This is a genomic window from Paraburkholderia sp. PGU19, assembly GCF_013426915.1.
GTDB lineage: Bacteria > Pseudomonadota > Gammaproteobacteria > Burkholderiales > Burkholderiaceae > Paraburkholderia.
Map to the genome: position 1 here is coordinate 1309785 of NZ_AP023182.1, position 24361 is coordinate 1334145.

Consider the following 24361-nt stretch of genomic DNA (forward strand, 5'->3'; position numbering starts at 1 on the left):
ACTCGCGGGCCATGCCGCAGCTAAAAGCGCCGCACAATCCAGTGTGGCCACTCAACGTGCTTGAGTGCACACGGCGGACGCAGGGGAAGATGGTGCGCCGCAACTTCCATCGACGCAGAAACGAACCCTGAGCACGGTCGTCAGCACACGCCTCTGCTTTTGGCGCGCCGTTGGACTATGGCACGGCTTGTGCGGTCAATGGACGCAAGAGGCAGCGATATGTGGTGACGGTCATGAAAGACTTATCGAGGACAGGGCATGTGGTTATCGACGCGGTTGCCTACGTGAATCTGACAATCGGAAGCCATCTCGTCACCGAACGACTTGGGTACATGCATCATGGCCTCTACGTGGGGGCCGGTAAGGTTGTGCATTACGCAGGACTGTCCCGGTCACTGCATCGCGGGCCGGTGCAGGAAGTCACGCTCGAAGCATTCGCACACGGGCACCCGATCTGGGTCAGGCAAAGCTTGGGTGCCAGGTTCGCTGGCCGGGAAGCAGTCCGGCGAGCCTACTCCCGCCTTGGAGAGGACTACTACCGACTAATCTCGAACAACTGTGAGCACTTCTGTATGTGGTGTCTTTATGGCGAAAACCGCAGTGAGCAGATTGATCTTTTGACGTCGTGGGCAATTGACGCATTGGACGCCGGGATCAAAGCCATCCGGCAACTCAGTGGTGCCCTGACTTCGAAGGGGACAACTGGACACACCAATTTTTCGCTGCAAACCTGAAGGCTATCTGATGCTATGTCGTCCTTCCGACGATCATGAGAACACGCATCGGGGACCGACGAACACTCGCCATTTCGCTTTCATCTCCATGGCGTCATCGTTGTCAAGACGTACGGTGACCTAGCCATTCCAGTTGTACACCCTAGGCACCGCCGTGCTTACGGTCATCTTTGAATCGACCGACTACCACATGCTAAAGGCGCAAAATATGGCGACTTGCCGTCGTACGGCAGTTGCGAATCCTTTCGCGCAGCGGTTGGTGATATTGAGGGAACGTCTTCCACCTGCGCCGGTTGACCCAATTCCGGTCGACCGCAACACTGACCTTGAACATCTTGTCCGCCATGACGTTTGTTCATGGCTGGTACCGTTTCGCTCGAAGTGCGTCTGACAGCGGTTCCAGCGATTGCTTTGCTTCGCAATTCTCCGACTCCATGACCCTGCCCACTAACAGATAGCCTTTAATTCAGCCAACAAAGTCCGGCTTGAATACGGCCACCCGAATCAGACAGACAATTTGTACTCCGTATCATTTAAACCGAGACCTGTTCGATTTCTGGGCGCATCTGTCTAAGTGTCGGGATTCCGGACAGTGACATCGGGCACTCGCTGCTGGTGAGTCATCTCGAAAGACTTCGGCAGCTTGTTGATTTCATTGACTTGCCGGGCATCCGTGTCGACGTCGGACTGCATTGGCATGCCCCTTGCCATATATCGGCCGTGGGGATTCCCACCGTGACCAATGCAATGACAGGAGACAAATATGCAGCAGCAATCTACCGTCCAGGTGATGGGTATTGATGCCGGTGGCACAATGACCGACACCTTCTTTGTCCGCTCGGACGGCCGTTTCGTGGTCGGCAAAGCGCAGAGCAACCCCGGCGACGAATCCCTCGCCATCTATAACTCGTCGCAGGATGCCCTAGCCCACTGGGGCCGGGGCGTCGACGACGTATACCCGGAACTGGCGACGTGCGTTTATTCCGGCACTGCCATGCTTAACCGCATCCTGATGCGCAAGGGCCTCAACGTGGGCCTGATCTGCAATCGCGGCTTCGAGCAGATCCACTCGATGGGTCGCGCTCTACAGAGCTATCTAGGCTACGCCCTCGAGGACCGCATCCACCTCAACACGCACCGTTATGACGAGCCCCTGGTGCCAGTATCCCGCACGCGCGGCGTCACCGAACGGACCGACGTGCAGGGCAAGGTAGTCATCCCATTGCGTGAGGCCGATGTGCGTCAAGCGACGCGCGAACTGGTGGAAGCCGGCTCCCAGGCCATCGTCATCTGTCTGCTGCAATCACATAAGAACGAGACGAGCGAGATGCGCGCGCGTGACATCGTCAAGGAGGAACTGAAGAAACTGGCTGTGGACATTCCCGTTTTTGCGTCGGTCGACTACTACCCGTCGCGTAAGGAAAGCCACCGCATGAACACCACCATCCTCGAGGCCTACGGCGCCGAGCCCTCGCGCCAGACCCTGAAGAAAGTGAGCGATCGTTTCAAGAAGCACGGCGCCAAGTTCGATCTGCGCGTGATGGCCACGCACGGCGGAACCATCAGCTGGAAGGCCAAGGAACTGGCACGCACCATCGTCTCCGGCCCGATCGGGGGCGTCATCGGTTCGAAGCTGTTAGGCGAGGCTCTTGGCGACGAGAACATCGCCTGCTCCGACATCGGCGGCACGAGTTTCGACGTGGCCCTGATCACGAAAGGCAACTTCGCCATCAAATCGGATCCGGACATGGCGCGCCTGGTCCTCTCCCTGCCGCTGGTGGCGATGGATTCCGTCGGCGCTGGTGCTGGCAGCTTCGTGCGCCTCGATCCGTACAGCAAGTCGATCAAACTTGGCCCGGATAGCGCGGGCTACCGCGTAGGCACGTGCTGGCCCGAGAGTGGGCTCGACACCGTCTCCGTGTCCGACTGCCACGTCGTACTCGGCTACCTGAACCCTCAGAACTTCTTGGGCGGCGCGATCAAGCTTGACGTTGAACGCGCCCGCCAGCACATCAAGGCACAGGTCGCCGATCCTCTCGGTCTGTCTGTCGAAGATGCCGCCGCCGGTGTCATCGAGCTTCTCGACCTGACCCTGTCCGAGTATCTGCGCGCCAACATCAGCGCCAAGGGCTACAACCCGGCCGACTTCACCTGCTTCTCCTACGGCGGCGCCGGCCCGGTACACACCTATGGCTATACCGGGGGCGTTGGCTTCAAGGACGTGGTCGTGCCCGCCTGGGCGGCCGGCTTTTCGGCCTTCGGCTGCGCCTGCGCCGACTTCGAGTACCGCTATGACAAGTCAGTGGACCTCGGCGTCGCCCAGCTCGCCTCGGCCACCGACAAGGAGGCCGCTTGCAAGACTCTTCAGGAAGCGTGGTCCGAACTGGCCGTAAAGGTCATCGATGAGTTCGTCCTCAACGGATACAAGGCTGAGGATGTTCTGTTGATCCCCGGCTACAAGATGCAGTACATGGGTCAGCTCAACGACCTCGAGATCGTCTCGCCGGTGACTAGCGCCGCCACTGTCTCCGACTGGGACCAGATCGTCGAAGCCTTCGAGAACACCTACGGCCGTGTTTATGCCAGCTCCGCTCGCTCACCGGAACTGGGCTTCTCGATTACCGGTGCGATCCTGCGCGGTACCGTCGTGACCCAGAAACCGGTGCTGCCAGAAGATCCGGACGCGGGCCCGACGCCGCCGAAGGACGCCTACCTCGGCACCCGTCCCTTCTACCGCCACAAGAAGTGGGTGGACGCCGAACTTTGGAAGATGGAAGCACTCAAGGCCGGCAACCATATCGTGGGACCCGCCATCATCGAATCGGATGCCACCACCTTTGTGGTGCCGGACGGTTTCGAGACGACGGTCGACAAGCACCGCCTGTTCCACCTCAAGGAAGTGAAGTAAGGAGACCCGCCATGAACGTTATGAGCAACAAGGAAATCGGCTGCGCCAACCTGCTGAAGACCGGTGAGACGCTTAAGCAATACCGCGACGGCATCATCGAGCGCACCAAGGCCAGCGGGCACTACAACGGCATCGAGAAACTGGAGTTCCGCGACGCTGACCCAATCGGCTACGAGAAGCTGTTCTCCAAGCTGCGAGGCGGCCTGGTGCACGCACGCGAAACCGCCAAGAAAATCGCCGCGAGCCCCATCGTCGAGCAAGAAGGCGAACTCTGCTTCACGCTGTACAACGCTGCCGGCGACTGCGTCCTTACCTCGACTGGCATCATCATCCACGTCGGCACAATGGGCGCGGCGATCAAGTACATGATCGAGAACAACTGGGAAGCCAACCCCGGCATCAACCCTGGCGACATGTTCACGACCAATGACTGCGCTATCGGCAATGTCCACCCCTGCGACATTGCCACCATCGTCCCAATCTTCTGGGAGAACCAGCTGATTGGCTGGGTCGGCGGCGTCACCCACGTCATCGACACGGGCTCGGTGACGCCGGGCTCCATGTCGACCGGGCAGACACAGCGCTTCGGCGACGGCTACATGATCACCTGCCGCAAGACCGGCGTGAACGATGTGCCGCTGCGCGACTGGCTGCACGAGTCACAGCGCTCGGTGCGTACCCCCAAGTACTGGATCCTCGACGAAAAGACCCGCATTGCCGGCTGCCATATGATTCGTGAGTTGGTGGAGGAGGTAATCCGCGCCGACGGCCTCGACGCTTACCAGAAGTTCGCCTTCGAGGTCATCGAAGAAGGCCGTCGCGGACTGCAGAGCCGTATCAAGGCCATGACTCTGCCGGGCAAGTACCGCAAGGTCTCCTTTGTCGACGTTCCTTACAAGCATGAGGACGTGCAGGTCTCAAACGCCTTCGCCAAGCTTGACTCCATCATGCATTCTCCAGTGGAGATGACCATCAGGCCGGACGGCAAGTGGCGACTAGACTTTGAGGGCGCGAGCCGTTGGGGCTGGCACACCTTCAATGCCCATCAGGTGGCATTTACTTCCGGCATCTGGGTCATGATGTGCCAGACTTTGGTGCCCACTCAGCGCATCAACGACGGTGCCTACTTCGCCACCGAGTTCCGCCTGCCAAAGGGCACCTGGTGTAATCCGGATGACCGCCGCACCGGTCACGCCTACGCCTGGCACTTCCTGGTCTCCGGCTGGGCGGCCCTGTGGCGCGGTCTCTCCCAGTCCTATTTCAGCCGTGGCTACCTGGAAGAGGTCAACGCGGGTAACGCCAACACTTCCAACTGGCTTCAGGGCGGCGGCATCAATCAGGATGGAGAGATCCACGCGGTTAATAGCTTCGAGGCCAGCTCCTGCGGCACTGGTGCCTGCGCCGTAAAGGATGGCCTCAACCACGCCGCTGCCATCTGGAACCCGGAAGGCGACATGGGTGACATCGAAATCTGGGAGATGGCCGAACCGTTGCTCTACCTTGGCCGAAACGTAAAGGCCAACTCCGGCGGCTACGGCAAATACCGTGGAGGCTGCGGCTTCGAAACGCTCCGCATGGTGTGGAACGCGCAGGACTGGACCATGTTCTTCATGGGCAACGGCTTCATGAATAGCGACTGGGGCATGATGGGCGGCTACCCGTCCGCGACGGGCTATCGCTTCGAAGCCCACAAGACGGGTCTGGACGAGCGAATCGCCATCGGCGATTCCCTGCCGATGGGCGGCGATATCGATCCGGGAAACCCGGACTACGAGTGCCATCTCAATGCTTCCGCTGTGGTCAAGCGCGACAAGCAGTGCATTACCACTGAAGACTGCTACGCCAACCACGACCTCTACCTCAACTATCTTCGTGGCGGTCCTGGCTTCGGCGATCCGATCGATCGTGATCCAAAGGCCATCGAGGCGGATCTTAACCAGAAGTTCCTGTTGCCGGAATATGCACAGAAGGTGTACGGCGCTGTCTTCACCGAGGATGCCAAAGGGGTGTTCACGGTGGATGTGGCCAAGACTACGGACCGCCGCACCAAGATGCGCGCGGAACGTTTGGCAAGGTCGCTGCCGACCCATGAATGGATGAAGGAGGAACGCGAACGCATCCTGAACAAACACGCCGCAACCCAGGTACAGCACATGTTCGCTACGAGCTTCGCGTTGTCCGAGAAGTTCACCCGCAGCTTCAAGACATTCTGGAGCCTGCCGGACGACTGGCAGTTGCTCGAGGAGGAACTGGGCGTGCCGTCCTACGGCGCCAAGCACCGCATGGACCTGTCGCTCCTGCCCGACGTCACCACGGTCGTTCAGGTCGAAGAGTAATCAACGAACTCAGGAGTTCAAACATGTCTACCTACACCAATGAACAGGTGGCGCACCTCGTCGAAGGCTCACTGGACTGGGAAACCACATTCCGCATGCTTTCCATGCCAAAGGACGAAAGCCGCTTTGAGCAGTACCTGGCAGCCCTCCAGGCCAAGGTGAGCTTCCCGGACCGCATCATCCTGCCGCTCGGGCCGCACCTGTACATCGTACAGTCGGCTACGACCAAGAAATGGCTCACCCAGTGCGATTGCGGGCACACCTTCTGCGATTACCGCGAGAACTGGAAAATGCACGCCGCCATCTACGTGCGGGACACTGAGGAGGCCATGACTGAAGTCTATCCGAAGCTGATGGCCCCGGACACCCAATGGCAGGTGTATCGCGAGTACTACTGCCCGCAATGCGGCACGATGCACGACGTCGAGGCACCGACGCCGTGGTATCCGGTGATTCACGACTTTGAACCGGACATCGACGCCTTTTACAAGGAGTGGGTCAACCTGCCGGTGCCCGAGCGCGCCGCCGACTAAAGGTCGAAAAGCCGCGTAACGCAGGGGGCTGGCTCTGCCTGCTCCCCTGGCGCAACGATGCTGGAAGCAGACTTGCGAGTTGCACGCTCGCGTGCAACTCGCCAATCCGCCCACACCGAAACCCTCTCGCCTGAAACGAGGGAAAGCATGAACCACAACCTCGCTCACATGCTGATCAACACCGCACGTGCCTACCGTGATCAGGTTGCGATCTTCCACGGCACAGATGCCTTCTGCACCTTCTTCGAGTTAGCACTACGCTCTGCACGTTGCGCTCGCGGGCTGCGCGCGCAGCTCGGACTCAATGCCGGCGACCGGGTCGCGCTGGTCATGAAGAACAGCCCACAGTACGTAGAGCTGCTGTACGGCATCTGGCACGCGGGCCTGTGCGCCGTGCCAATCAATGCGAAGCTGCATCCGTGCGAGATCGACCACATCGTGCAGGACAGTCGCGCCCAGGTCTGTTTCGTTTCCGGCACGGAGGACGCGCCTGACACCAGAACCATCGCAATCGAGTCCACGGAATACCGGGCGCTCTTCGAGTCGCCGGGGATGCCGGTGGCCGAGGTCGACGGCGATGCAATCGCCTGGCTCTTTTACACCAGTGGCACCACCGGCAAGCCCAAAGGCGCCATGCTCTCGCACCACAATTTGGCTGCGATGTCGCGAGCGTATTCCACCGCCGTTACCCAAATTTCGCCTGGAGACAGCTTGATCCACGCAGCGCCAATGTCCCATGGCTCGGGGCTCTATATTGTCCCCCATGTTGCCAAAGGTGCGAGCCAGGTAATCCCGCTCTCCGGTGGCTTTGATATCGCTGAGCTGGAGAGCCTTATCGCTGCACATCGGCGCCCGAGCTTTTTTGCCGCGCCCACCATGCTCAACCGGCTGGTCGAACATGTGCGACAGACTCAGGCCGATCTGGCCAATCTCAAGGTCGTCGTCTGCGGCGGCGCACCGCTCTATCTCGAGAACGAGGTTGCCGCACTCGACTGCCTGGGCGCCAGGATCGCCCAGATCTACGGCCAGGGTGAGAGTCCGATGACCATCACCGCGCAGTCACCTGACCAGATTGCGGCCGCCTATGCCACCGGTGACTTCGAGGTGCTGTCGTCGGTTGGGCGTCCGTTGCCGGAGGTTGAAATTCTCATTGTCGATGCCGAAGACCATCCGCTGCCGGTGGGTCATGTCGGCGAGGTGCTAGTTCGTGGGCCCACAGTGATGCAAGGTTACTGGAACAACCCATTGGCCAGTGCTGTGACGTTGCGCAACGGCTGGCTGCATACAGGCGATGTCGGGTTCCAGGACGAGCATGGTCAGGTCACCCTCAAGGATCGCATCAAGGACGTGATCATCAGCGGTGGTTCCAACATCTACCCGCGCGAGGTGGAGGACGCCCTGCTTGCCCATCCGGCAGTAAGTGAAGTCTCTGTGCTCGGCCGCAGCCATCCTGACTGGGGAGAAGAAGTGGTGGCTATCGTGGTGCCGACGGCGGGTGCGCAATTGACCAAGCCAGAGCTTGACCAATGGTGTCTGGACCGCATCGCCCGCTTCAAGCGGCCGAAGGCCTACCTGGTCGTCGAAGCATTGCCGAAGAACAGCACCGGCAAGGTGGTCAAGACGGCACTGCGCGATCTATTGATCAGGCTTGGCGAGGAGGCGAATGCCAGAACCTGGCGCTGGAGCCTCGCATAGCGGTGGACCCGCCCTGCCAGCTACGCCAATCACAAAACAGCGAGCCTTCGCCACCTGATGTGTCAAATCACAAGCCCCTCCTCCTTCTCCAACGGAGAATCGACATGGCCGAAACTCAAGCACATATCGAATGCGTGACCAAGACGGCGTTCGATCATCACCTCGACGCATTCGCACTTTGCGAGCTGCTGCCGAGGCAGCATGCTCGGGATGTAGAGCTGCCAAAGGCTTAGCAACAGGATTGCAATCGCTTAAAACGACGACTACCGCTCAAGAAACGGTGGCGCAGTCGGTCGTCTCTGCGCGGCGGAGTCGCCCATCACCGATCCGCGCGATCTCGCACAGATCAGACGGTAGCTGGGATGCCCCACTTGCCATCACGTGGCGCCTCTGGTGACGCCCGCCGTCAATAAACGCCATGATCAGGTTTGCGCAACTCAACGGCAGTCGGCCCCTTCCCAGCGCGAACAGGTGACGCGTAACCGACCGCTGGAAGTCGCTTGGCGACGGTTGCTTCCGTTTCGCAACGATGCCCGTCGAATTTCGAATGCAATATTCGCCTTGAACAGAAACCACGAAATCGTGCGTGGTTGCCCGTCGTCTGCGAGATCCATGACATGTGTATGGCCCGGCTGCGCCGCGTGTAAACGCAACAGGTCCTTGGTTCTTTTCGAAAGGGTTCTCAGGGCGCACGCTACGCCACGGTATCCGCTATCAAAGAAAAAAATACCCACCGCCATCTCTGCCGGTGGGCCTCAACACGCACCAGAAGTCAGGGATCACCGCTATAACTTCTGGAACCTTGAACGTTACATGACAGCGTGCCGTCTATCAATCCGAACATACAAAAACAACGATGGGGTTATGCCTTATCTGGATGTTGCGTCAACAACCGATCTGATCAGGCAACGCTGCCGATCGGATGTTACGCACACCGGACCACTCATGCGCCATTCACGACGTCCTTGAACGCCTTTCCCGCGGTGAACTTCACGGTTCTCGCTGCCGGAATCGTGATGGTCTCGCCTGTCGACGGATTACGGCCCGTGCGTTCGGCGCGGGCGCCGGTCGAAAAAGAACCGAAGCCGATCAGCTGGACAGTATCGCCGCGCGTGACGGCCGCGGTCACGGCCTCGAGGATGGCGTCAATGGCCTCGCCTGTGCTGGCCTTGCTTTCACCCGTGCCGGCGGCGACCGCATCGATGAGTTCATGCTTGTTCATGTATGAGTTCCTCTGGTTAAAAATGCCCGCGCATTGCTGGACAGGACACCCACCCTATCGCAGCTGTACCGCACCCGGCAACCCGCGACGCTCCAGAAAGACATTGTCGCGTTTTTAACGCCTTGCATACCCTTCCTTGCGCGGACAATACAGAGGCCTCTTCTTGCCGGCGGGAGTTTGGCGAAGCCGGGCAAGTATTGAAAAAATTCAAACCGTTAGTTGCGCCCGCACGATGTAACCTCTCGCTCGGCAGGCACCGTCGGCTGTGTTGTTATTCGTAACGGTCGCAATGGGATGTCAAGCAGCCGCTCAGTTTCTCCACTCAATGACAAGACTTCGGCCATACCCGCCGTTGGCGCGACCATCGTCCAATGGCGGCTATGATTAGTATTGCTAACGTCGGGCACAGAATCAGGTCGAACGGCAGCTTCGTGCGCGTCCGGAGGACAGTAGTCGTTAAGGGTTATTGGACGTCTGCCCAAGGAGACTCAGGGCAATTTTTTAGCCGGAGCGGTCATGCGGGGCAACATCTGCTATTGCCAGAAGCGTCCTCACACCGCTTTGAGGCCGAGAGCTGACCTGAATCCTTGATGCAGATCATAGGGTTACCCGTCGTGCCCTCCATACTTTTGATACACGGGAGGCGATCGCAGGCTGAACGCGCCGTGTCGACGGGTAAGGGGTTCGATATGCAAACGCCGATAGCGAGAAAGGCCGTACGGGTCATCGTTAGGGAACACCAGCAGCTATCGATGGTCGTCACAAGCATGCAACGCTTTGTCAAACTGCTCGGTGCCGGCGCAGACGTGGCTCGACCCATGATGTTTCGGTCCATGCTGTATTACATTAGCGAATATCCGGAGCAGCTACATCATCCCAAGGAAGAGCGCTATCTGTTCGCGCGCTTGCGGCACCATGCCAACGACCTTGACAAAACCATCGACGACTTAGAGGAACAGCACGCTCAGGGCAAAGCTCGTATGCGAAACATCGAACATGCGTTGACCCGATACGAGCTGGTTGGCGAATCCGCGCTCCCGGTGTTGCGCGAGATGGTCGAAGAATATGCCGCGTTCTCCGCAAATCACAGGCGCCTGGAAGAAGAGGTGATTCTGCCTGCCGCGCGTCAATGGCTGACGGAGGAGGACTGGAACGAGCTGGACGAGGCGTTTGGCACAAACCGCGATCCGTTCGCGGGCGTCATGGTAGAGGCAGATCTCGGCCGCCTCTTTGCAATGATCGTCAAGGCCACCCGGGAACCTTAGGAAATGCAAATGTTGATCTGCGTCAATGCGGCAGCGTTGGCGCATGGTCATGCTAGATGGTAAGTGCCCTTCATCCGGTGAACGTCAGTTCAGCCCAGCAAGAGCGCATTCTGCGAGCGACATTCATGGAATGTTTGACCGCCCGCCAGATCGTTCCAGGTGTGACAGGATGCGAGGACGCTTGCCGCCGAGAAGGGAGGCGATATGCAAGCCATGCATCACTTTCATCTGGAACTGCGACACGCAACGATGCCCACGTATGTTGCTAGTTATCTCTTCCCGTTTCTTTTATTCGTCTACGAAACTCATCGCGTCGGCAGGTGGATTTTCGACTACGGGATGAATTTCTCAAACTACAAGTTTATGGGCTATGAGTATCTGCTCATGCTCGTGTTCGTCGCACTCCAGATCATCGTCGAAGTCGCTTTCCTCCTGGGAGCCTGGTTGGGGCGACATCACGATCTCGATCATCGAATTGCAAACGTCCTGGCTGGGGTGGGCTGTTCCATTGGCATCCTCGTCTTCGATTTTGCCTTGCAGCACGCCCTCTAGACCGGGCATGTCGTCTTCTGTCGGCGAGAGGTGATGCCATGGTCCACGCGAACGAAGTAACCCGCGATCTTGCGCAGCGGATCATTGGCGACTTTTACCACGCACACGCTCAAAAAGACGTTGCACTTCTGAGGACGGTTGTTACGCCCGACTGGCAATACGTGCCTCCGTCTTTCGGGCCGGCCAGGGGACCAGATCAGATGATTCCAGTATTTGTTGACTTAGCTTCTGCGCTGCCGGACATGGATATTCAGATCTTGGATGTATTGATCCACGGGAACATGGTTGGCGTGCGGGCAAAAGTCAGGGGAACGCAGTCTGGGTCTCTGATGGGCATCGCAGCGACATCAAAGCCAATCGAGTTTGCGATTCACTCTTTTCACGAGTTCCGCGGCGAACGTATAGCGAAAACCTGGCATCTCGAGGACTGGCTAAGTGTCTTCCATCAGCTCGGAACGCTTCCGCCCAATCTAGATTGAACAAGAAATGTCGGCAGGTATGCTGCTTTTGTGGGCATTTCCGTTGCCCAGCAAGTTTGGATTGCATCGAGACTCCAACATTCGACTTCTGTGGATTTTCCATTGCACGACCGAGGTCGTCACGGGGGATGAATTTGCTTGCGGTAATGCTGGCGAAATTGCGTGACGCCCGCGGGCGGCAAGCAATCGCTCGTGCACAGACGAGACGTATTGCATACATTGCTACCGAACTTGATCCCAAGGAAAGAGGGTGCTTGAGTATTTTTTGAATACCGTGCTCGATGAAGTTGACGTTGCCGACCATAGGCTCGGCGTAAACGAATCGATCCAGGCTTACTCGGGAGCTTTTCATGAAGCGTACGTTTATCGCAGTCACAATGCTGTGGATATCCGCCTCGGTCGTGGCTGCACCACCAGACGGGAAAGCCCTCTACCAAGAAAATTGCGCCAGTTGTCATGGCCAAAACGGCAAGGGCGACACCGGACCGAAGCTCGTTGGCGATGCGAGTGGATGGAAGCCAAAACTCTTTGAGAGGGCCGTGCTAAATGGTATCGACGATCAGGGAAAATCGCTCAAATCCCCTATGCCACACTGGTCAGGCGCCAGTTTCAAAACGGACAGCGGTGTCGCGCCAAGCAAAGCTGAAGTCGACGCGATCCAGGATTACCTTCGTACGCTAAAGTAGTGAGCACCCAATCTCCGGGCTGTGATAAGGGCAATACTGGCGAGGCGGCCGGCACGGAAGTCATGGCGTCGCGGCGTCGCCCTGGTTTTTGTGCTGCGACGCTATCCGCTCCTGCTGAGCGCGTGGCACCGGGTCGTAGTCGCTCGATGCGGAAGAAATCGGGATTGACTCGCGCGTGTTTCGCGGCACGCGGCCGGTCGGGCATGTCACCCTGTCCGTTCCACTCGTTGCCGACGGACAAACCGGTGAACGAATGAACCGAACCATCTTGTTATGAAGGCGAAGTCCTTATAGGCTGGCATGGGTTCCTCAGTTGACGATGGTCGACCAGTCCGGGCGAACGGCCGCTTTGAACGTCGCCGAGCGGCAGTGCACGTCGACCCTCGCCGGCCATACGCGACTGCGCCTGCACGACGACCGCTGCCATGGGACAGCCGCCATCCGTGCTGTCGCGTCGGCTGCCTTGTACTCGGCCGAAGTGCATGTGGCACGCAAGTCATGCCGCAGCCTTCTGGTCCAGCATGATCTCCGCGCACTGATGCCGCAGTGGATTGATCTGTGTCAGTCCTTCTTGGGTTGCAACCAGTAGTATTTCAATTGGTTGTGTCGCGATAATGGCGGCAAGGCAAGAAAATTCCGTGATGATAAGGAGTCCCTACACCACCAACGAATAGAACTGGTCGGCAACGGTTCGGGTCACGCCGCTGTCCTTCATCTGGTCTTTCCTGATCATATGCATCGTCTCAATGCCTGACAGGATGATGCGGGCACACCGGAAATCCTTGAAGCCCATCATGGGCCTGGTTCGGCGTTTGATCGCCCGATGATCCTGCTCTACGATGTTGTTCAGATACTTGACCTGCCGGACCTTGATGGGCTTTTCCCGCTCGGCGTTGATGGCCTGGAGGGCGGCCAGATTCGCCCGGCTTTTATCCATGGTCACGGTCTCGGGCGTCCCGTTCCGATCGATGGCTTTCTTGAAGTAACGGCGTGCTGCCGCCTTGTCGCGATGCGCCCGCAACAGGAAACCGACCGTATTGCCGGCCTTGTCTACCGCGCGATACAAGTACTACCACTGGCCGCCCACCGTTGCACGCGCTGCGATCCCGGCTTGCATTCCCACGACGTCGCAGACCGGCAGGAAGCGCAGAGAAGACTGAGCCGCGCGCCGACCGTCTCGACGCTCAGTCCACGCGACCGCTACGGATTGCCCAGATGGCCGCGATGGCAAGAAAAATCAGGCATGAGCTCCACTGGCTCAGTACGCTTGACCACGCCAGTGAGGGATTCGTTGTCGCTTCGGCGTGGCCGGCCAGATACAGGAGGCTGCCAGAGGGCAACTGCATCTGCTTTTCCACGAACCACCACTTCAGCGTAAGGACGATCGAGGCCAGTCCGCTGCCCACGAGAACGGCACCCAGCAGAGGGGCATGAAGCGCTGACGCTCCGCCCGATTCAACGCAGCGGCCAATGTGCCACACGACCGCGCCAACAACTGCGATCGAGAGAATGATAAACCAGCCCGGAAACCTCAAGCCGACCGCCACCAGGAATCCCGCAAGCGTGACAAGCTGCGGCCACGTGCCGCGCACCAATGCCACGCATACTGCTCCCAAGCGCTCCACTATTTCTCTCCCGCAATGATTACGGCGCGCGTGCGTCCGGCCTCGAGCGCAGCGCCGTCAGAATGCCTCTTAACAGTTCAACCGGTGGTGGCGGACAGCCTGGAATGGCAACATCCACCGGAAGCAGCTTCGAGAGCGGCCCACACACGGCATAGCTGTTCCTGAAGATGCCACCCGTGCACGCGCAATCGCCTGCGGCAACCACGAGCTTTGGATGGGTTGTCGCGTCCCATGCCCGTCGGACCGCTTCCTTCATGTTCAGCGTGAGCGGACCGGTGACCAGCAGCATGTCCGCATGACGCGGACTCGCGACGAACTTGATGCCGAGACCCTCGATGTTGTAGTACGGGTTATTCAGCGCGTGAATTTCCAGCTCGCATCCATTGCATGAACCCGCATCGATCTGGCGAATGCACAGCGCGCGACCGAGCACCTCGAGAATCTCCCGCTGGATCTGCTGCTGATGCGAGGTTCTCCACGCGTCGTTCGTGTCCGGGACGGACCCGGCCGGAATGTCTGTCCGTGCGATCTGTTTGAGAAGTTGCCACATTACAGGTCGTGTCCCGCGTAGTTCAGGTTGAACGATTTGTTGATCAGCGGGAAATCGGGAACGATATTGCCGATGATCGCGTGCTCCAGCGCCGGCCAGTTCTGCCACGATGGGTCATGGCAATGACACCGGGAAATGGTCCCGTTTTCACCCGTCTCGATTGCCACGAACACATCACCGCGCCAACCTTCGACCCAGCCGACACCGCAGGATGGCGACTGGCCGGTTTCTACTGGCGCGACGACGCCGCCGTCAGGCAGACCGTCGAGAAACGCGCCAATCAGCCGCAGAGACTCGTAGACCTCGTTGAACCGCACAGCGACGCGAGCAGCCACGTCGCCCCGGTTGTCGCACACCATTTGAGGCTGGACTTCGTGATACGGCGTGTAAGGATGATCAATGCGGACGTCGATACCAAGACCGCTCGCCCGTGCCGCCAGGCCGCACACGCTGAAATGTGCGGCAACGTTCGCCGGGAGCTTGCCTGCGCCTGCAAAGCGATCCTGTAATCCCGACTGCTCTTCGTAAATGCGCTGCATCACGCGGACCGCGTGTTCGGTTCGCTCGCACTGGTCAGCGACAACTTCGATGAACTCCGCAGCCATATCGCGCGCCACACCGCCCGGCACGATCTGGTCCATCAGATAGCGATGTCCGAATACCTGGTCGTTCAGACGCAGCCAGTCTTCCTTCAGCCTGGAGAACTGCGCGAGCCCATACGCGAAGCCGGCATCGTTGCCAAGCGCGCCGAGATCGCCCAGATGATTGGCGATTCGCTCACGTTCGAGCGACAGGGCGCGCAGCCGCTGCGCGCGTGGCGGCACAAAGACGTTCAGTGCGCGTTCGACGGCCATGCAATAGGCCCACGAGAAGGCGACCGTCGTGTCGCCTGCAATCCGTCCCGCCAGACGATGTCCGAGCAGCAACGGCGTCTGCCCGAACAGCCGCTCGATACCCCGATGCGTATAACCCAGCCGCTCTTCCAGTCGCAACACCTTCTCACCGACGACGGAGAAGCGAAAGTGTCCCGGCTCGATGATGCCCGCGTGAATCGGTCCCACCGCGATCTCATGAACACCGTCTCCAGCGACCTGCACGAACGGGTAGTCTGCTTCCTGTGATTCGAAGCGCTCGTTTCCGGACGACAGACTCTGAAGCGGAAAATAGTCGGATGGCCAGTTGCCGTGATTCAGCCACGGTCGCGTATCCGCCGCGCCGGTCGCGTGCAGCCCGAGCAGGTCGTAGACGGCACGCTGCATGCGCGACGCACATGGAAAGATGCTGGAAAGGTCTGGATAGCTCGCCACGCCTTCCTCGCCCATCGCGACAGGCAACCGCACCCACAACAGGCCATCCTGCATCGCATAGGCAGCCGACATCACAAACGTGCTCGCAGCCGCTTCCGCACCCCACAACGAAATCAGCCGGCTACCCTCCTCGCGTGCTGTGCTGGCGATGCGCACCCACGTCGCGGCGTCGGTATCTGCCAGATAGGCGGACGCCGCCCTGCCGGCAGACGCCGACAGCCGAACGAGGTCAGAAAGCCCGAGCGCGTCGATCCGCATGCGTCACCCCGCAATCATCGCTGCCGCCTGCCGGTACCACGTGGCAAGGTACGGCGGAATGTAAAGCCCCAGTATCAATCCAAAGCCGAGGTGAACGAATATCGGCAGGACCGCTGGTGGATGCTCAAGCACGGTCGCCGTTGGCTCGCCAAATACCATGTGCTGCACGCGCGCGAAGATGGTTGCGAACGCCACGGCAAGCGCGATGAGGAGCACAGGTGTCACCCACGGCAGTTCGTTGATGGCCGTAGTCAGGATCAGGAACTCGCTCGCGAAGACGCCGAACGGCGGCATGCCGAGAATGGCCAGCGCTCCCAGCATCATGCCCCACCCGACGGTCGGGCTCACGCGCAGCAGCCCGCGGATGTCGTCGATCGTCTGCGTGCGCGCTTTCTGGGCAGCATGGCCGACAGAAAAGAAGATCGCCGACTTGACGAGCGAATGCACGGTCATATGCAGCAGGCCGGCGAATGTCGCAGTCGGCCCGCCCAGTCCGAAGGCGAACGTCATCAGGCCCATGTGCTCGATCGACGAATACGAGAACAGGCGCTTCACGTCTTTCTGCCGCAACAGCGAAAAGGTGGCGACCAGCACCGACACCAGTCCGAACCCGATCATCAGGCGCCCCGGCAAACCGTTCTGCAAAGCCCCGTCGGCGAGCACCTTGCAGCGCAGTACCGCATACAACGCCACGTTGAGCAGCAGGCCGGAGAGCACGGCGGAAATGGGCGTAGGCCCCTCGGCGTGCGCGTCCGGCAACCAGTTGTGCATCGGCACGAGGCCGACCTTCGTGCCATAGCCGATCAGCAGGAAGACAAACGCAAGCGACATGATGGTGGGATCGAGCGCGCCCTTGACCGCGCTCAGGCTGGTCCAGAGCAACGCATCGCCGCCAGTGAGCTGCCGGCTTGCCGCGAGATAAAGCAGGATCGTGCCGAACAGCGCCTGCGCAATGCCGACACCGCACAGAATGAAGTATTTCCACGCCGCTTCGAGACTGGCCGCCGTGCGATAGACGCTCACCAGCAGCACCGTCGCGAGCGTCGCGGCTTCCATTGCCACCCACAGGATGCCGACGTTGTTGGTGAGCAGCGCGAGCAGCATCGCGAACACAAACAGCTGGTACATGCTGTGATAGAGCCGCATGCGCGTCGCCGTCATTTTGCCGCGCCCCTGTTCGATCCGCATATACGGCCGCGAGAAGATCGAGGTAGTCCAGCCGACGAATGCCGTCAGTGCAACGAGGAAGACGTTAAGCGGATCGACGAAAAAGAGCTTCCCGAGTGCAAAGGCCGGACCGTGGGCAACGGTTCGCGCGGCCAGCAGCATCGCCGCGACGAAAGTCAAAAAACTGAACGCAATATTCAGGCTCGGAGCCGACGCATGTTGCCCCACTAGCGCGAGGCATGCTCCCGCACACAGAGGAATGCCGAAAACCAGCACCAGAATCCAGGCGTCAGTCATCTTTGAGCTTTTCCAGGTGGTGGATATCCAGGCTGTCGAACTGCTCGCGAATCTGGAACATGAATACGCCGAGAATCAGGATGCCGACCAGCACGTCGAGCCCGATGCCGAGTTCGACGATCATGGGCATGCCGTTGGTCGCCGCCGCGGCCGCGAAGAAAAGACCGTTCTCCATCGAAAGGAAGCCGATCACCTGCGGTATCGCCTTGGAGCGAGTGATCATCATCATGAACGACAGCAACACGCAGGCGAGCGCGATACCGAGCGTGCCACGCGCTACCGAAGATGCGAGCTGGCTGACCGGCGTCGCTACGTTGAACGCCACGATAACGAGCACGATTCCGATGAGCAGCGTCGTCGGTATGTTGAGTAGCGTCTCGACATCGGTTTTCACGTTGAGGCGCTGCACTAGCCGGTACAGAATCCAGGGGATGAGCCCGACCTTGAGGACGAGAGTCAGTATCCCCGAGATGTACAGATGGACGTCATCGGTGACAAAGCCCAGAACGAGGTTGGCCAATACAAGCGCGATACCCTGCACCGTATAGAGGTGAATCAGCGTCAGAATCCGTCGCTGACTGAGCATCGCGAACGACACCATCAGCAGAACAGCGGCCAACAGGTTGATAATCTGCGTCGAAAGACCGTGGAGACCGTGCATTCATGCCCCCAGCAGAAAGTGGACAAGCATGCCGATCACCGCGAGCAGAAAGGCCGTGGCGAGAAACTCCGGCACCCGGAAGATGCGCATCTTCGCGTTGGTCGTCTCCACCACGGCGAGCGCGGCGCCGCCCACCAGCAGCTTGACGAACAGCGTTGGTATTGCGAGCAGCAGTGAGACGGGATTCCCGGCTTCCGCGATGCCCCACGGCGCGAAAAGGGCCAATCCGATGCACGAGTAGGCAAACAGCTTGAGACTGGCGGCCCACTCCATCAGGGCGAGATGCCGGCCTGAGTACTCGAGGATCAACGCCTCGTGGATCATTGTCAGCTCGAGATGCGTGGTCGGATTGTCGACGGGCAGGCGGGCGTTCTCGGCGAGTGAAACCATCGTGAAGGCAATGCCCGCGAACGCGAGGCTCGGATAGATCGCAAGCTCCTGATGACTCAGCGTGCCCACGATACGCGTCAGCAGCGTCGAGTGCGTGATCAGCGACGCGGAAAAAAGCACCATCAGCAAAGCCGGTTCGGCAAGGAATCCCACCAGCATTTCGCGCCGTGCGCCCAGCGTGCCGAATGCCGTGCCGATATCCATCGCGGCAAGTGAAATCGTCACGCGTGCCAGCGCGAATAGCCCGACCAGCGCAACGGCGTCGGCGGCGGGCGACAACGGCAGATCCGTCGAGAGCGTCGGCACAATCGCGCACGCGAGCGTCATGCAGCCCCAGATCACGTACGGCGCAACGCGAAATACGGGACTTGCGTGATACGCGACGACCGATTCCTTGTTGAACAGCTTGTGCAGCATCCGGTACGGCTGCCAGATGGACGGCGCGCGACGGTTCTGCAGCCAGGCGCGGCACATGTTGATCCAGCCGGTCAGCAGCGGTGCGGCCGCGAGCGCCAGCAGGATTTCAAGCAGTTGCGAGAAGAGTCCCGGGATCGTGATCATCGTCTTACCAGAATCAGCAGGCCGATGAGTACCAGAAAGCTGTACATCAGATAGACAGCAATGCGGCCCGCCTGGAGCAGGCCGGCCAGCGCCGCGATAAGCCTGACAGCGCGTTCGATGGGTTCGTAAATCATCGTCCACGTGCGGTCCATTACGGCGACGCGATACGTGGGACGCGCATCGAAGGGTGACGGAAGCTGCCGTTCGATCATGAACACCGGCGCGAAGATTTCGCGGATCGGCTGGCCGAACCCTTCGGCCGTATCCTGCATGCGTGCATTCACGAACGGATGGCCGCACGCCCAGGGAATCGCGCGACGCAGCCGCCCATGATAGAACCGACGCACCAGTATCCAGGCTAGCGCGCAGCAGCCGACGAAGAACAGCAGAAAGACCAAGGGCATGTAACTCGCTCGCCCAATATTCGTGGGCGCCAGCAGCAACCAGCCATTCCGGGCGACCGCCGGCCCGATGCCCGCGCCGATCAGCGCCTGCGTCACGCGATCGAGAACGGCCACGAACTGCACCGGCAGCAAGCCGAGCAGCACGCACATCGCCGCGAGCCAGACGAAACCGACACGCTCCCATGGGCTTGCGTCCCGCGCGTTGCCCAGCTTTGGCTCGCGTGGCTGCCCGAGAAAGATGATCCCGAAGAACTTCACCATCGTGTAGCCGGCGAGCGCGGCAACCAGTGCGATGAGGGCCGCGACCAGCGGAATTATCATGTTCAGGAATGAGTTCGGCAGGTCGGGCGTGAACAGGAAACTCTGCAACAGGAGCCATTCGGACACGAACCCGCTCAAGGGCGGCAGACCGGCACTCGAAAGCGCCCCCAGCAACGCCACCCACGCGGTCCACGGCATGAATCGGATCAGGCCGCCAAGGCGTCCGAGATTGCGCTCACCCGTTGCGTGCAGGACGGAACCCGTCGATATGAACAGCAGGCTCTTGAACGCGGCATGGCTTGCGATCTGGTAGAGCAATGCGGTTAGCGACAACCCGGCGAGCGCCGGCATGTCGAACGCCCGGAACAGGACCGCGAGTCCCATGCTGACGAACATCAGACCGATATTGTCGATCGACGAGTACGCGAGCAGCCTTTTCATGTCGGTCTGGATCGCACTGAATACAACGCCGAACAGCGCGGTGAAAAGGCCGAGCGCCAGCATCACGACACCCCACCACGCGATCTGCAAGTGCAGCAGGTCGAAGACCGTTCGCAGCATGCCGTAAAGCCCTGCCTTCAGGACAAAGCCACTCATCAGTGCTGACACGGGCGAGGGCGCTGCCGGATGCGCCTCGGGCAACCAGACGTGCAATGGGAAGATGCCCGCTTTCGCACCGAAGCCGAGCAGCGCCAGCGCGAACGCGATGGATGCCCAGAACATGCCCAGATGCTGTTGCCGCATGCCGGCAAACGTATAGTCGCCGGTACCCGCCTGCAGCAAGCCGAAACACAGCAGCAGCGCAAGCGCGCCCACGTGCGAAATCAGGAAGTACAGGTAGCCGGCCCGGCGGATCTCGGCAATACGGTGGTTGCTCATGACGAGGAACGTTGCCGCAAGCGTCATCGTTTCCCACGCGACCATGAAGCAGTAGGCGTCGTTCGCCACAAGGACGAGTGCGAGGCCCGCGAGGCACACGTGGTACTCGAAACAGAGCAACCCGGGGGGCGTGCCTTCGCCCTTGCGGAAATAGCCGGCGGAAAAGGCACTGACGCCTGCGCTAACCATCCCGAGCACCGCCAGGAAGTACGCCGACAGTCCATCGAGCCTGACGTGAAACGGCAGACCCGGCAGCCCCAGCGGCAGGATCGCCTCCTGAGGGGCGGAAAACGCGCCTGCAATGCCCAGCGCGCAGAGCAGCACCCCGAACAATGCGCCTGCCGGGAACAGCCCGTGTGCGACGACTCGCGTGCGATGCAGACTGGTGAGCCCCAGCACCCCGACGAGGAGCCAACCTGCGATCACAGCAAGCACGAACGGAAGGATGGTGAGAGAGGCCATCGTGCGTCGCCCTTTGCTGTATGCCTATTCGCGGCCCGCGGCCGCACCGGATGCGAGGCGATCAACGACTTGCGTCGCACGCCCTTCAGGACAGGTGACGCCCGAGCGCCTGCCTGTCTGACCGCCCGGTTGACGAAGCTGTCCGTCTGCCGCAAATCCGCGCCGCATGGGATGTCTCCTCTCGAGGCCGGAACCTGCAAGCACAGGACCGGCGTCAGGAACATACAGTTATCAGATTATGATAATGTCGTTATCATCCTATCAGCTTTGCCCGCAGGATTCCATGCGGCAGCGATGACACCGTCGCTTCGCGGCGGCGCCGTGTTTTCACGCCGGCACAATGGCAATCCGTCTTTCAGACCCGAGACCAGCGCGAAATTCCGACGCGGTGGAACTCACGCCCACACTAGGCCGCATACATCGTGTGACCGCAGGAGTCTTTCTCGCATGCCCGCGCACTTCTTTCGAACATTGACCGGAAAGGACCGGAGTACCGAGGCGAACAGGCGCCTCGGGTTTTCCCTTGCGTTTGTCGCAGGCGCGGCGAACGCGGGTGGATATCTGGCCGTGAAGCAGTACACATCGCACATGAGCGGCATTGTTTCCGCGATCGCGGACGAGGCGGTGCTTGGCGATGTCGCGCTGGTGCTCGCCGGTATCGGTTCGCTGATTTCGTTTCTGCTGGGCGCCGCCTGCTCGGCGGTGCTCGTCAATTGGGGGCGCCGTCAGCGCCTGAACAGTCAATATGCTTCCCCACTGATGCTCGAAGCCGCCCTGCTTCTGTGCTTCGGGCTGGTCGGCAGTCATCTGGCTCTGCGGGACACCTTGTTCGTGCCGGCAACCGTCGTGCTGCTCTGCTTCATCATGGGGCTGCAGAACGCCATGATCACCAAGCTGTCAGGCGCGGAAATCCGCACCACGCACATGACGGGCATCGTCACCGACATCGGCATCGAACTCGGCAAACTCTTTTACTGGAACGCTTCGAAAGACGATATGGCGTCGAAGCCCGTTCTCGCCAACCGGGAGCGACTCAAGGTGCACTCGGGCATGCTCGCGAGTTTCTTTGCAGGCGGCGTGACAGGCGCCCTCGGTTTCAAGCACGTCGGCTACGCGTCGACTATTCCGCTCGCGGGCGTGCTGACGGCGCTGGCGATCATTCCATTGCTTGACGATCTGCGGGAGCGCCCGTGGCGGCCCGCGCGCAAGCCGCAATGATCCCGGTGACGAGCCGACACGATCGCGCCTCATGCTCCCTGCCGGGCCGGCACGGAACGCGGAGCCGCGTCATCTGTGCCGGTCAAACGCACACATGATATGATAATGTCATTATCATTTGAGTTGCATTGCAGTCTGGCGGGGTGTGCTGACAGGAGGCTGGATTGGGAAAGCCTTGAAGCGGTGCGCTGCACAGACGTGCGAAGCGTGTCCGAAAGACCGGCAAGGAAAGAACGTGATTGACCCTGGTGCTGCTCTGCTGTCGTACGACCACGCATGCCGACTCGTTCGGGATATGAAGGGCGATCACGGCCTGGTCGTGGTCGGCGTGGGCACGGCCGGGGAACGCGGGTTTCAGATGCTCCATCGGTTTGCGGAGATATCCGACAGTCTCGAAGCTCATGGAATCAACATCGTTTTTGTCTATCCGAAGGCATCGGCGCGCCACGTGTTCGACGCTATCTCCATCCGTGGCGCCCGGTATCGCGGAAAGACGTGCCTCTTTCTCGACGGCGATGGCCGGCTTTTTCGCAAACCACTACCACCTAGAGCCGTCCGCGCGGTCTATCTCGACGCCAGCCTGCGGCCGGTGGAAACCACCAGCGTGATGCTGGACAGCGAGACATGGGACGAAGAGTTGCGCAGCTTTCTTGCGGACATTGTCGGACAGCGTCTGCACTAGGTCGAATACGGATCGACCTTGTTGAACCGGCGCGAAGGAACGGAGAGATGCAGTGGTAGATGCTTTGATTCGGGTGACGGCCCGATGGGGAGTCGATGAGACCGTAGCTGCGGAATTCGCTGCAACAGCGGCCACGTTTGCGAGCGATGTTATCTGCACGGCAAATGGCCGCCATGTGAATGGCAAAGATGCCATGTCGGTCATGTCGCTGCGGGCCCGGCGGGACACGCCCGTTCGCATTCTTGTGGCAGGTCCTGACGAGCGGGATGCACTGCACGCCCTTTCGGCCATACTCAGTGCGTCAAAGTGCGGGGCGTTGCAATACATGCAGCCGCGCCCGCGATGCACACCTGCCATTGCCGAACGATGACCCGGAGCGGCTGGCCCAGCCGGAATCCAGGACACGAGCGACCTGTCGTTGTACGTGCGGGCGGTTTCGTCGCGCTGCAGTTCGATGAAACCGGCGTGCAGAGTTGCATGCTTGCGCATGAGCCCTACGCGCTTGCGTTGGGATATACGCGAACCATGATGGGCTTTTTGTTGTTCCAGCCGAATCCGCGCCGCATTTCGATCGTCGGCCTGGGCGGGGGCTCACTGGCGAAGTATTGCTATCGCTATGTGCCGGACGCCGTCATCACCGCTGTCGAAATCAATCCCGACGTGCTCGCGCTTCGTTCGCTATTCCAGATACCGGCCGACGACGAGCGGTTCGCGGTGATATGTGCGGATGGCGCCCACTATGTCGATTCGTCTGACCATCGCCCCGACGTGCTGCTTGTCGATGGATTCAACGCCGAGGGTGTGCCGCCGCAACTGTGCAGCACAGCGTTCTATACGGCCTGCCGGCGACAGTTGCCGGATAACGGATTGCTGGTAGCCAATCTGATCAGCAGCGATTCCGGGTTCCGCCGCTGCGTCTGCTCAATCAGGGCCGTCTTCGACGATGCAGTCGTCGTGGTGCCGGCGGAGGACAGTCCCGAGAATGTCATCGTCTTTGCGTGGAAGGCGCCGGCCGCATCCCTCCCCCTGGACGAGTCGCTTGCACGAGCGCGCGTCCTCGAAACCATGCACCCGTTGAATCTACGCGAAACGGCGATAAGGATCGAATACGGCAAAAGGATTGACTGGGAAGAACGCACGGCCTGCCCAAGAACCTGACCAGACACGCTCCCCTGCGGGATCGAGTTCACCCCGCTTCTCCCATCGCGAACCACGCCATTACAAGGACT

At 60.1% G+C, this 24361-nt stretch carries 22 protein-coding genes and 1 pseudogene; 14 read left to right on the forward strand and 9 right to left on the reverse strand.

Annotation, left to right across the window (positions count from 1 at the left end; all coding sequences use genetic code 11):
* Window positions 1-233 precede the first annotated feature (233 nt).
* The 6 genes from H1204_RS46390 (at window position 234) to H1204_RS52845 (ending at window position 8439) form a co-directional block, all read left to right on the forward strand.
* Window positions 234-734, forward strand: a complete 501-nt coding sequence (locus H1204_RS46390; RefSeq protein ID WP_180735641.1) for a lecithin retinol acyltransferase family protein — start codon at window positions 234-236, stop codon at window positions 732-734.
* A gap of 763 nt (window positions 735-1497) precedes the next feature.
* A complete protein-coding gene (locus H1204_RS46395; RefSeq protein ID WP_180735642.1) occupies window positions 1498-3642 on the forward strand; it encodes a hydantoinase/oxoprolinase family protein in 2145 nt (714 codons plus the stop codon).
* Between the two features lie 11 nt (window positions 3643-3653).
* A complete protein-coding gene (locus tag H1204_RS46400) occupies window positions 3654-5978 on the forward strand; it encodes a hydantoinase B/oxoprolinase family protein (RefSeq protein ID WP_180735643.1) in 2325 nt (774 codons plus the stop codon).
* A gap of 23 nt (window positions 5979-6001) precedes the next feature.
* Entirely contained in the window at window positions 6002-6511 is a 510-nt protein-coding gene (locus H1204_RS46405) for an acetone carboxylase subunit gamma (protein WP_180735644.1), read from the forward strand.
* Window positions 6512-6658: 147 nt separating this feature from the next.
* On the forward strand, window positions 6659-8206 hold the full coding sequence (locus tag H1204_RS46410) for an AMP-binding protein (protein WP_180735645.1): 1548 nt from the start codon (window positions 6659-6661) through the stop codon (window positions 8204-8206).
* Between the two features lie 104 nt (window positions 8207-8310).
* Window positions 8311-8439, forward strand: coding sequence for a hypothetical protein (locus H1204_RS52845; RefSeq protein ID WP_274608272.1), 129 nt, complete (start codon window positions 8311-8313; stop codon window positions 8437-8439).
* Between the two features lie 710 nt (window positions 8440-9149).
* Here the strand turns inward: H1204_RS52845 and H1204_RS46415 are convergent.
* Window positions 9150-9428, reverse strand: a complete 279-nt coding sequence (locus H1204_RS46415) for an HU family DNA-binding protein (RefSeq protein ID WP_180735646.1) — start codon at window positions 9426-9428, stop codon at window positions 9150-9152.
* A 689-nt stretch (window positions 9429-10117) separates the two neighbouring features.
* On the opposite strand from H1204_RS46415, the gene H1204_RS46420 reads away from it, so the two are divergent.
* From H1204_RS46420 to H1204_RS46435, 4 genes are all read left to right on the forward strand, one after another.
* On the forward strand, window positions 10118-10693 hold the full coding sequence (locus tag H1204_RS46420; RefSeq protein WP_180735647.1) for a hemerythrin domain-containing protein: 576 nt from the start codon (window positions 10118-10120) through the stop codon (window positions 10691-10693).
* A gap of 204 nt (window positions 10694-10897) precedes the next feature.
* Window positions 10898-11245 carry a hypothetical protein gene (locus tag H1204_RS46425; protein ID WP_180735648.1) on the forward strand — a complete coding sequence of 116 codons (348 nt, stop codon included), beginning with the start codon at window positions 10898-10900 and terminating at the stop codon, window positions 11243-11245.
* A gap of 38 nt (window positions 11246-11283) precedes the next feature.
* Window positions 11284-11724 (forward strand): ester cyclase, encoded by a 441-nt coding sequence (locus H1204_RS46430; RefSeq protein ID WP_180735649.1) that lies wholly within the window; start codon window positions 11284-11286, stop codon window positions 11722-11724.
* A gap of 350 nt (window positions 11725-12074) precedes the next feature.
* Complete coding sequence (locus H1204_RS46435; RefSeq protein ID WP_180735650.1) at window positions 12075-12410, forward strand: cytochrome c; 336 nt, start codon at window positions 12075-12077, stop codon at window positions 12408-12410.
* A 655-nt stretch (window positions 12411-13065) separates the two neighbouring features.
* Here the strand turns inward: H1204_RS46435 and H1204_RS46440 are convergent.
* The 8 genes and pseudogenes from H1204_RS46440 to hyfB all read right to left on the reverse strand — a co-directional run.
* A pseudogene (locus H1204_RS46440) lies at window positions 13066-13497 on the reverse strand (IS6 family transposase); the annotation flags it as partial.
* A 97-nt stretch (window positions 13498-13594) separates the two neighbouring features.
* Window positions 13595-14011 carry a hypothetical protein gene (locus H1204_RS46445; protein ID WP_243469045.1) on the reverse strand — a complete coding sequence of 139 codons (417 nt, stop codon included), beginning with the start codon at window positions 14009-14011 and terminating at the stop codon, window positions 13595-13597.
* Window positions 14012-14054: 43 nt separating this feature from the next.
* Window positions 14055-14585, reverse strand: a complete 531-nt coding sequence (locus H1204_RS46450; RefSeq protein WP_180735652.1) for an NADH-quinone oxidoreductase subunit B family protein — start codon at window positions 14583-14585, stop codon at window positions 14055-14057.
* Window positions 14585-16150: an NADH-quinone oxidoreductase subunit C gene (locus tag H1204_RS46455; protein WP_180735653.1), complete on the reverse strand. Its 1566-nt coding sequence runs from the start codon at window positions 16148-16150 to the stop codon at window positions 14585-14587. Before H1204_RS46455 ends, H1204_RS46450 begins: the two co-directional genes overlap by 1 nt.
* A 3-nt stretch (window positions 16151-16153) precedes the next feature.
* Window positions 16154-17614, reverse strand: coding sequence for a hydrogenase 4 subunit F (locus tag H1204_RS46460; RefSeq protein ID WP_180735654.1), 1461 nt, complete (start codon window positions 17612-17614; stop codon window positions 16154-16156).
* Window positions 17607-18275 carry a formate hydrogenlyase gene (locus tag H1204_RS46465; RefSeq protein ID WP_180735655.1) on the reverse strand — a complete coding sequence of 223 codons (669 nt, stop codon included), beginning with the start codon at window positions 18273-18275 and terminating at the stop codon, window positions 17607-17609. The genes H1204_RS46460 and H1204_RS46465 overlap by 8 nt, the downstream gene beginning before the upstream one ends.
* Entirely contained in the window at window positions 18276-19226 is a 951-nt protein-coding gene (locus H1204_RS46470) for an NADH-quinone oxidoreductase subunit H (protein WP_180735656.1), read from the reverse strand.
* Window positions 19223-21232 carry a hydrogenase 4 subunit B gene (hyfB, locus tag H1204_RS46475; protein ID WP_180735657.1) on the reverse strand — a complete coding sequence of 670 codons (2010 nt, stop codon included), beginning with the start codon at window positions 21230-21232 and terminating at the stop codon, window positions 19223-19225. The genes H1204_RS46470 and hyfB overlap by 4 nt, the downstream gene beginning before the upstream one ends.
* Before the next feature lie 447 nt (window positions 21233-21679).
* On the opposite strand from hyfB, the gene H1204_RS46480 reads away from it, so the two are divergent.
* The 4 genes from H1204_RS46480 to H1204_RS46495 all read left to right on the forward strand — a co-directional run bounded on the left by H1204_RS46480 (window position 21680) and on the right by H1204_RS46495 (window position 24290).
* Window positions 21680-22450, forward strand: a complete 771-nt coding sequence (locus H1204_RS46480) for a YoaK family protein (protein WP_180735658.1) — start codon at window positions 21680-21682, stop codon at window positions 22448-22450.
* Window positions 22451-22745: 295 nt separating this feature from the next.
* Window positions 22746-23132 carry a hypothetical protein gene (locus H1204_RS46485; RefSeq protein WP_180735659.1) on the forward strand — a complete coding sequence of 129 codons (387 nt, stop codon included), beginning with the start codon at window positions 22746-22748 and terminating at the stop codon, window positions 23130-23132.
* A gap of 73 nt (window positions 23133-23205) precedes the next feature.
* The gene (locus tag H1204_RS46490; protein ID WP_243469122.1) at window positions 23206-23502 is read left to right on the forward strand and encodes an HPr family phosphocarrier protein; all 297 of its coding nucleotides are present in this window, start codon (window positions 23206-23208) and stop codon (window positions 23500-23502) included.
* Window positions 23499-24290, forward strand: a complete 792-nt coding sequence (locus H1204_RS46495; RefSeq protein WP_180735661.1) for a spermidine synthase — start codon at window positions 23499-23501, stop codon at window positions 24288-24290. The genes H1204_RS46490 and H1204_RS46495 overlap by 4 nt, the downstream gene beginning before the upstream one ends.
* Window positions 24291-24361 lie beyond the last annotated feature (71 nt).

Excerpts from the sequence above, each read along its gene's own strand:
- H1204_RS46390 (WP_180735641.1), top strand. The coding sequence starts at position 234 with ATGAAAGACTTATCGAGGACAGGGCATGTGGTTATCGACGCGGTTGCC.
- H1204_RS46415 (WP_180735646.1), bottom strand. The coding sequence starts at position 9,428 with ATGAACAAGCATGAACTCATCGATGCGGTCGCCGCCGGCACGGGTGAA.
- H1204_RS46400 (WP_180735643.1), top strand. The coding sequence starts at position 3,654 with ATGAACGTTATGAGCAACAAGGAAATCGGCTGCGCCAACCTGCTGAAG.
- H1204_RS46480 (WP_180735658.1), top strand. The coding sequence starts at position 21,680 with ATGCCCGCGCACTTCTTTCGAACATTGACCGGAAAGGACCGGAGTACC.
- H1204_RS46495 (WP_180735661.1), top strand. The coding sequence starts at position 23,499 with ATGACCCGGAGCGGCTGGCCCAGCCGGAATCCAGGACACGAGCGACCT.
- H1204_RS46395 (WP_180735642.1), top strand. The coding sequence starts at position 1,498 with ATGCAGCAGCAATCTACCGTCCAGGTGATGGGTATTGATGCCGGTGGC.
- H1204_RS46425 (WP_180735648.1), top strand. The coding sequence starts at position 10,898 with ATGCAAGCCATGCATCACTTTCATCTGGAACTGCGACACGCAACGATG.
- H1204_RS46465 (WP_180735655.1), bottom strand. The coding sequence starts at position 18,275 with ATGCACGGTCTCCACGGTCTTTCGACGCAGATTATCAACCTGTTGGCC.
- H1204_RS46435 (WP_180735650.1), top strand. The coding sequence starts at position 12,075 with ATGAAGCGTACGTTTATCGCAGTCACAATGCTGTGGATATCCGCCTCG.
- H1204_RS46405 (WP_180735644.1), top strand. The coding sequence starts at position 6,002 with ATGTCTACCTACACCAATGAACAGGTGGCGCACCTCGTCGAAGGCTCA.
- H1204_RS52845 (WP_274608272.1), top strand. The coding sequence starts at position 8,311 with ATGGCCGAAACTCAAGCACATATCGAATGCGTGACCAAGACGGCGTTC.
- H1204_RS46410 (WP_180735645.1), top strand. The coding sequence starts at position 6,659 with ATGAACCACAACCTCGCTCACATGCTGATCAACACCGCACGTGCCTAC.
- H1204_RS46455 (WP_180735653.1), bottom strand. The coding sequence starts at position 16,150 with ATGCGGATCGACGCGCTCGGGCTTTCTGACCTCGTTCGGCTGTCGGCG.
- H1204_RS46450 (WP_180735652.1), bottom strand. The coding sequence starts at position 14,585 with ATGTGGCAACTTCTCAAACAGATCGCACGGACAGACATTCCGGCCGGG.
- H1204_RS46485 (WP_180735659.1), top strand. The coding sequence starts at position 22,746 with ATGAAGGGCGATCACGGCCTGGTCGTGGTCGGCGTGGGCACGGCCGGG.
- hyfB (WP_180735657.1), bottom strand. The coding sequence starts at position 21,232 with ATGGCCTCTCTCACCATCCTTCCGTTCGTGCTTGCTGTGATCGCAGGT.
- H1204_RS46430 (WP_180735649.1), top strand. The coding sequence starts at position 11,284 with ATGGTCCACGCGAACGAAGTAACCCGCGATCTTGCGCAGCGGATCATT.
- H1204_RS46470 (WP_180735656.1), bottom strand. The coding sequence starts at position 19,226 with ATGATCACGATCCCGGGACTCTTCTCGCAACTGCTTGAAATCCTGCTG.
- H1204_RS46420 (WP_180735647.1), top strand. The coding sequence starts at position 10,118 with ATGCAAACGCCGATAGCGAGAAAGGCCGTACGGGTCATCGTTAGGGAA.
- H1204_RS46460 (WP_180735654.1), bottom strand. The coding sequence starts at position 17,614 with ATGACTGACGCCTGGATTCTGGTGCTGGTTTTCGGCATTCCTCTGTGT.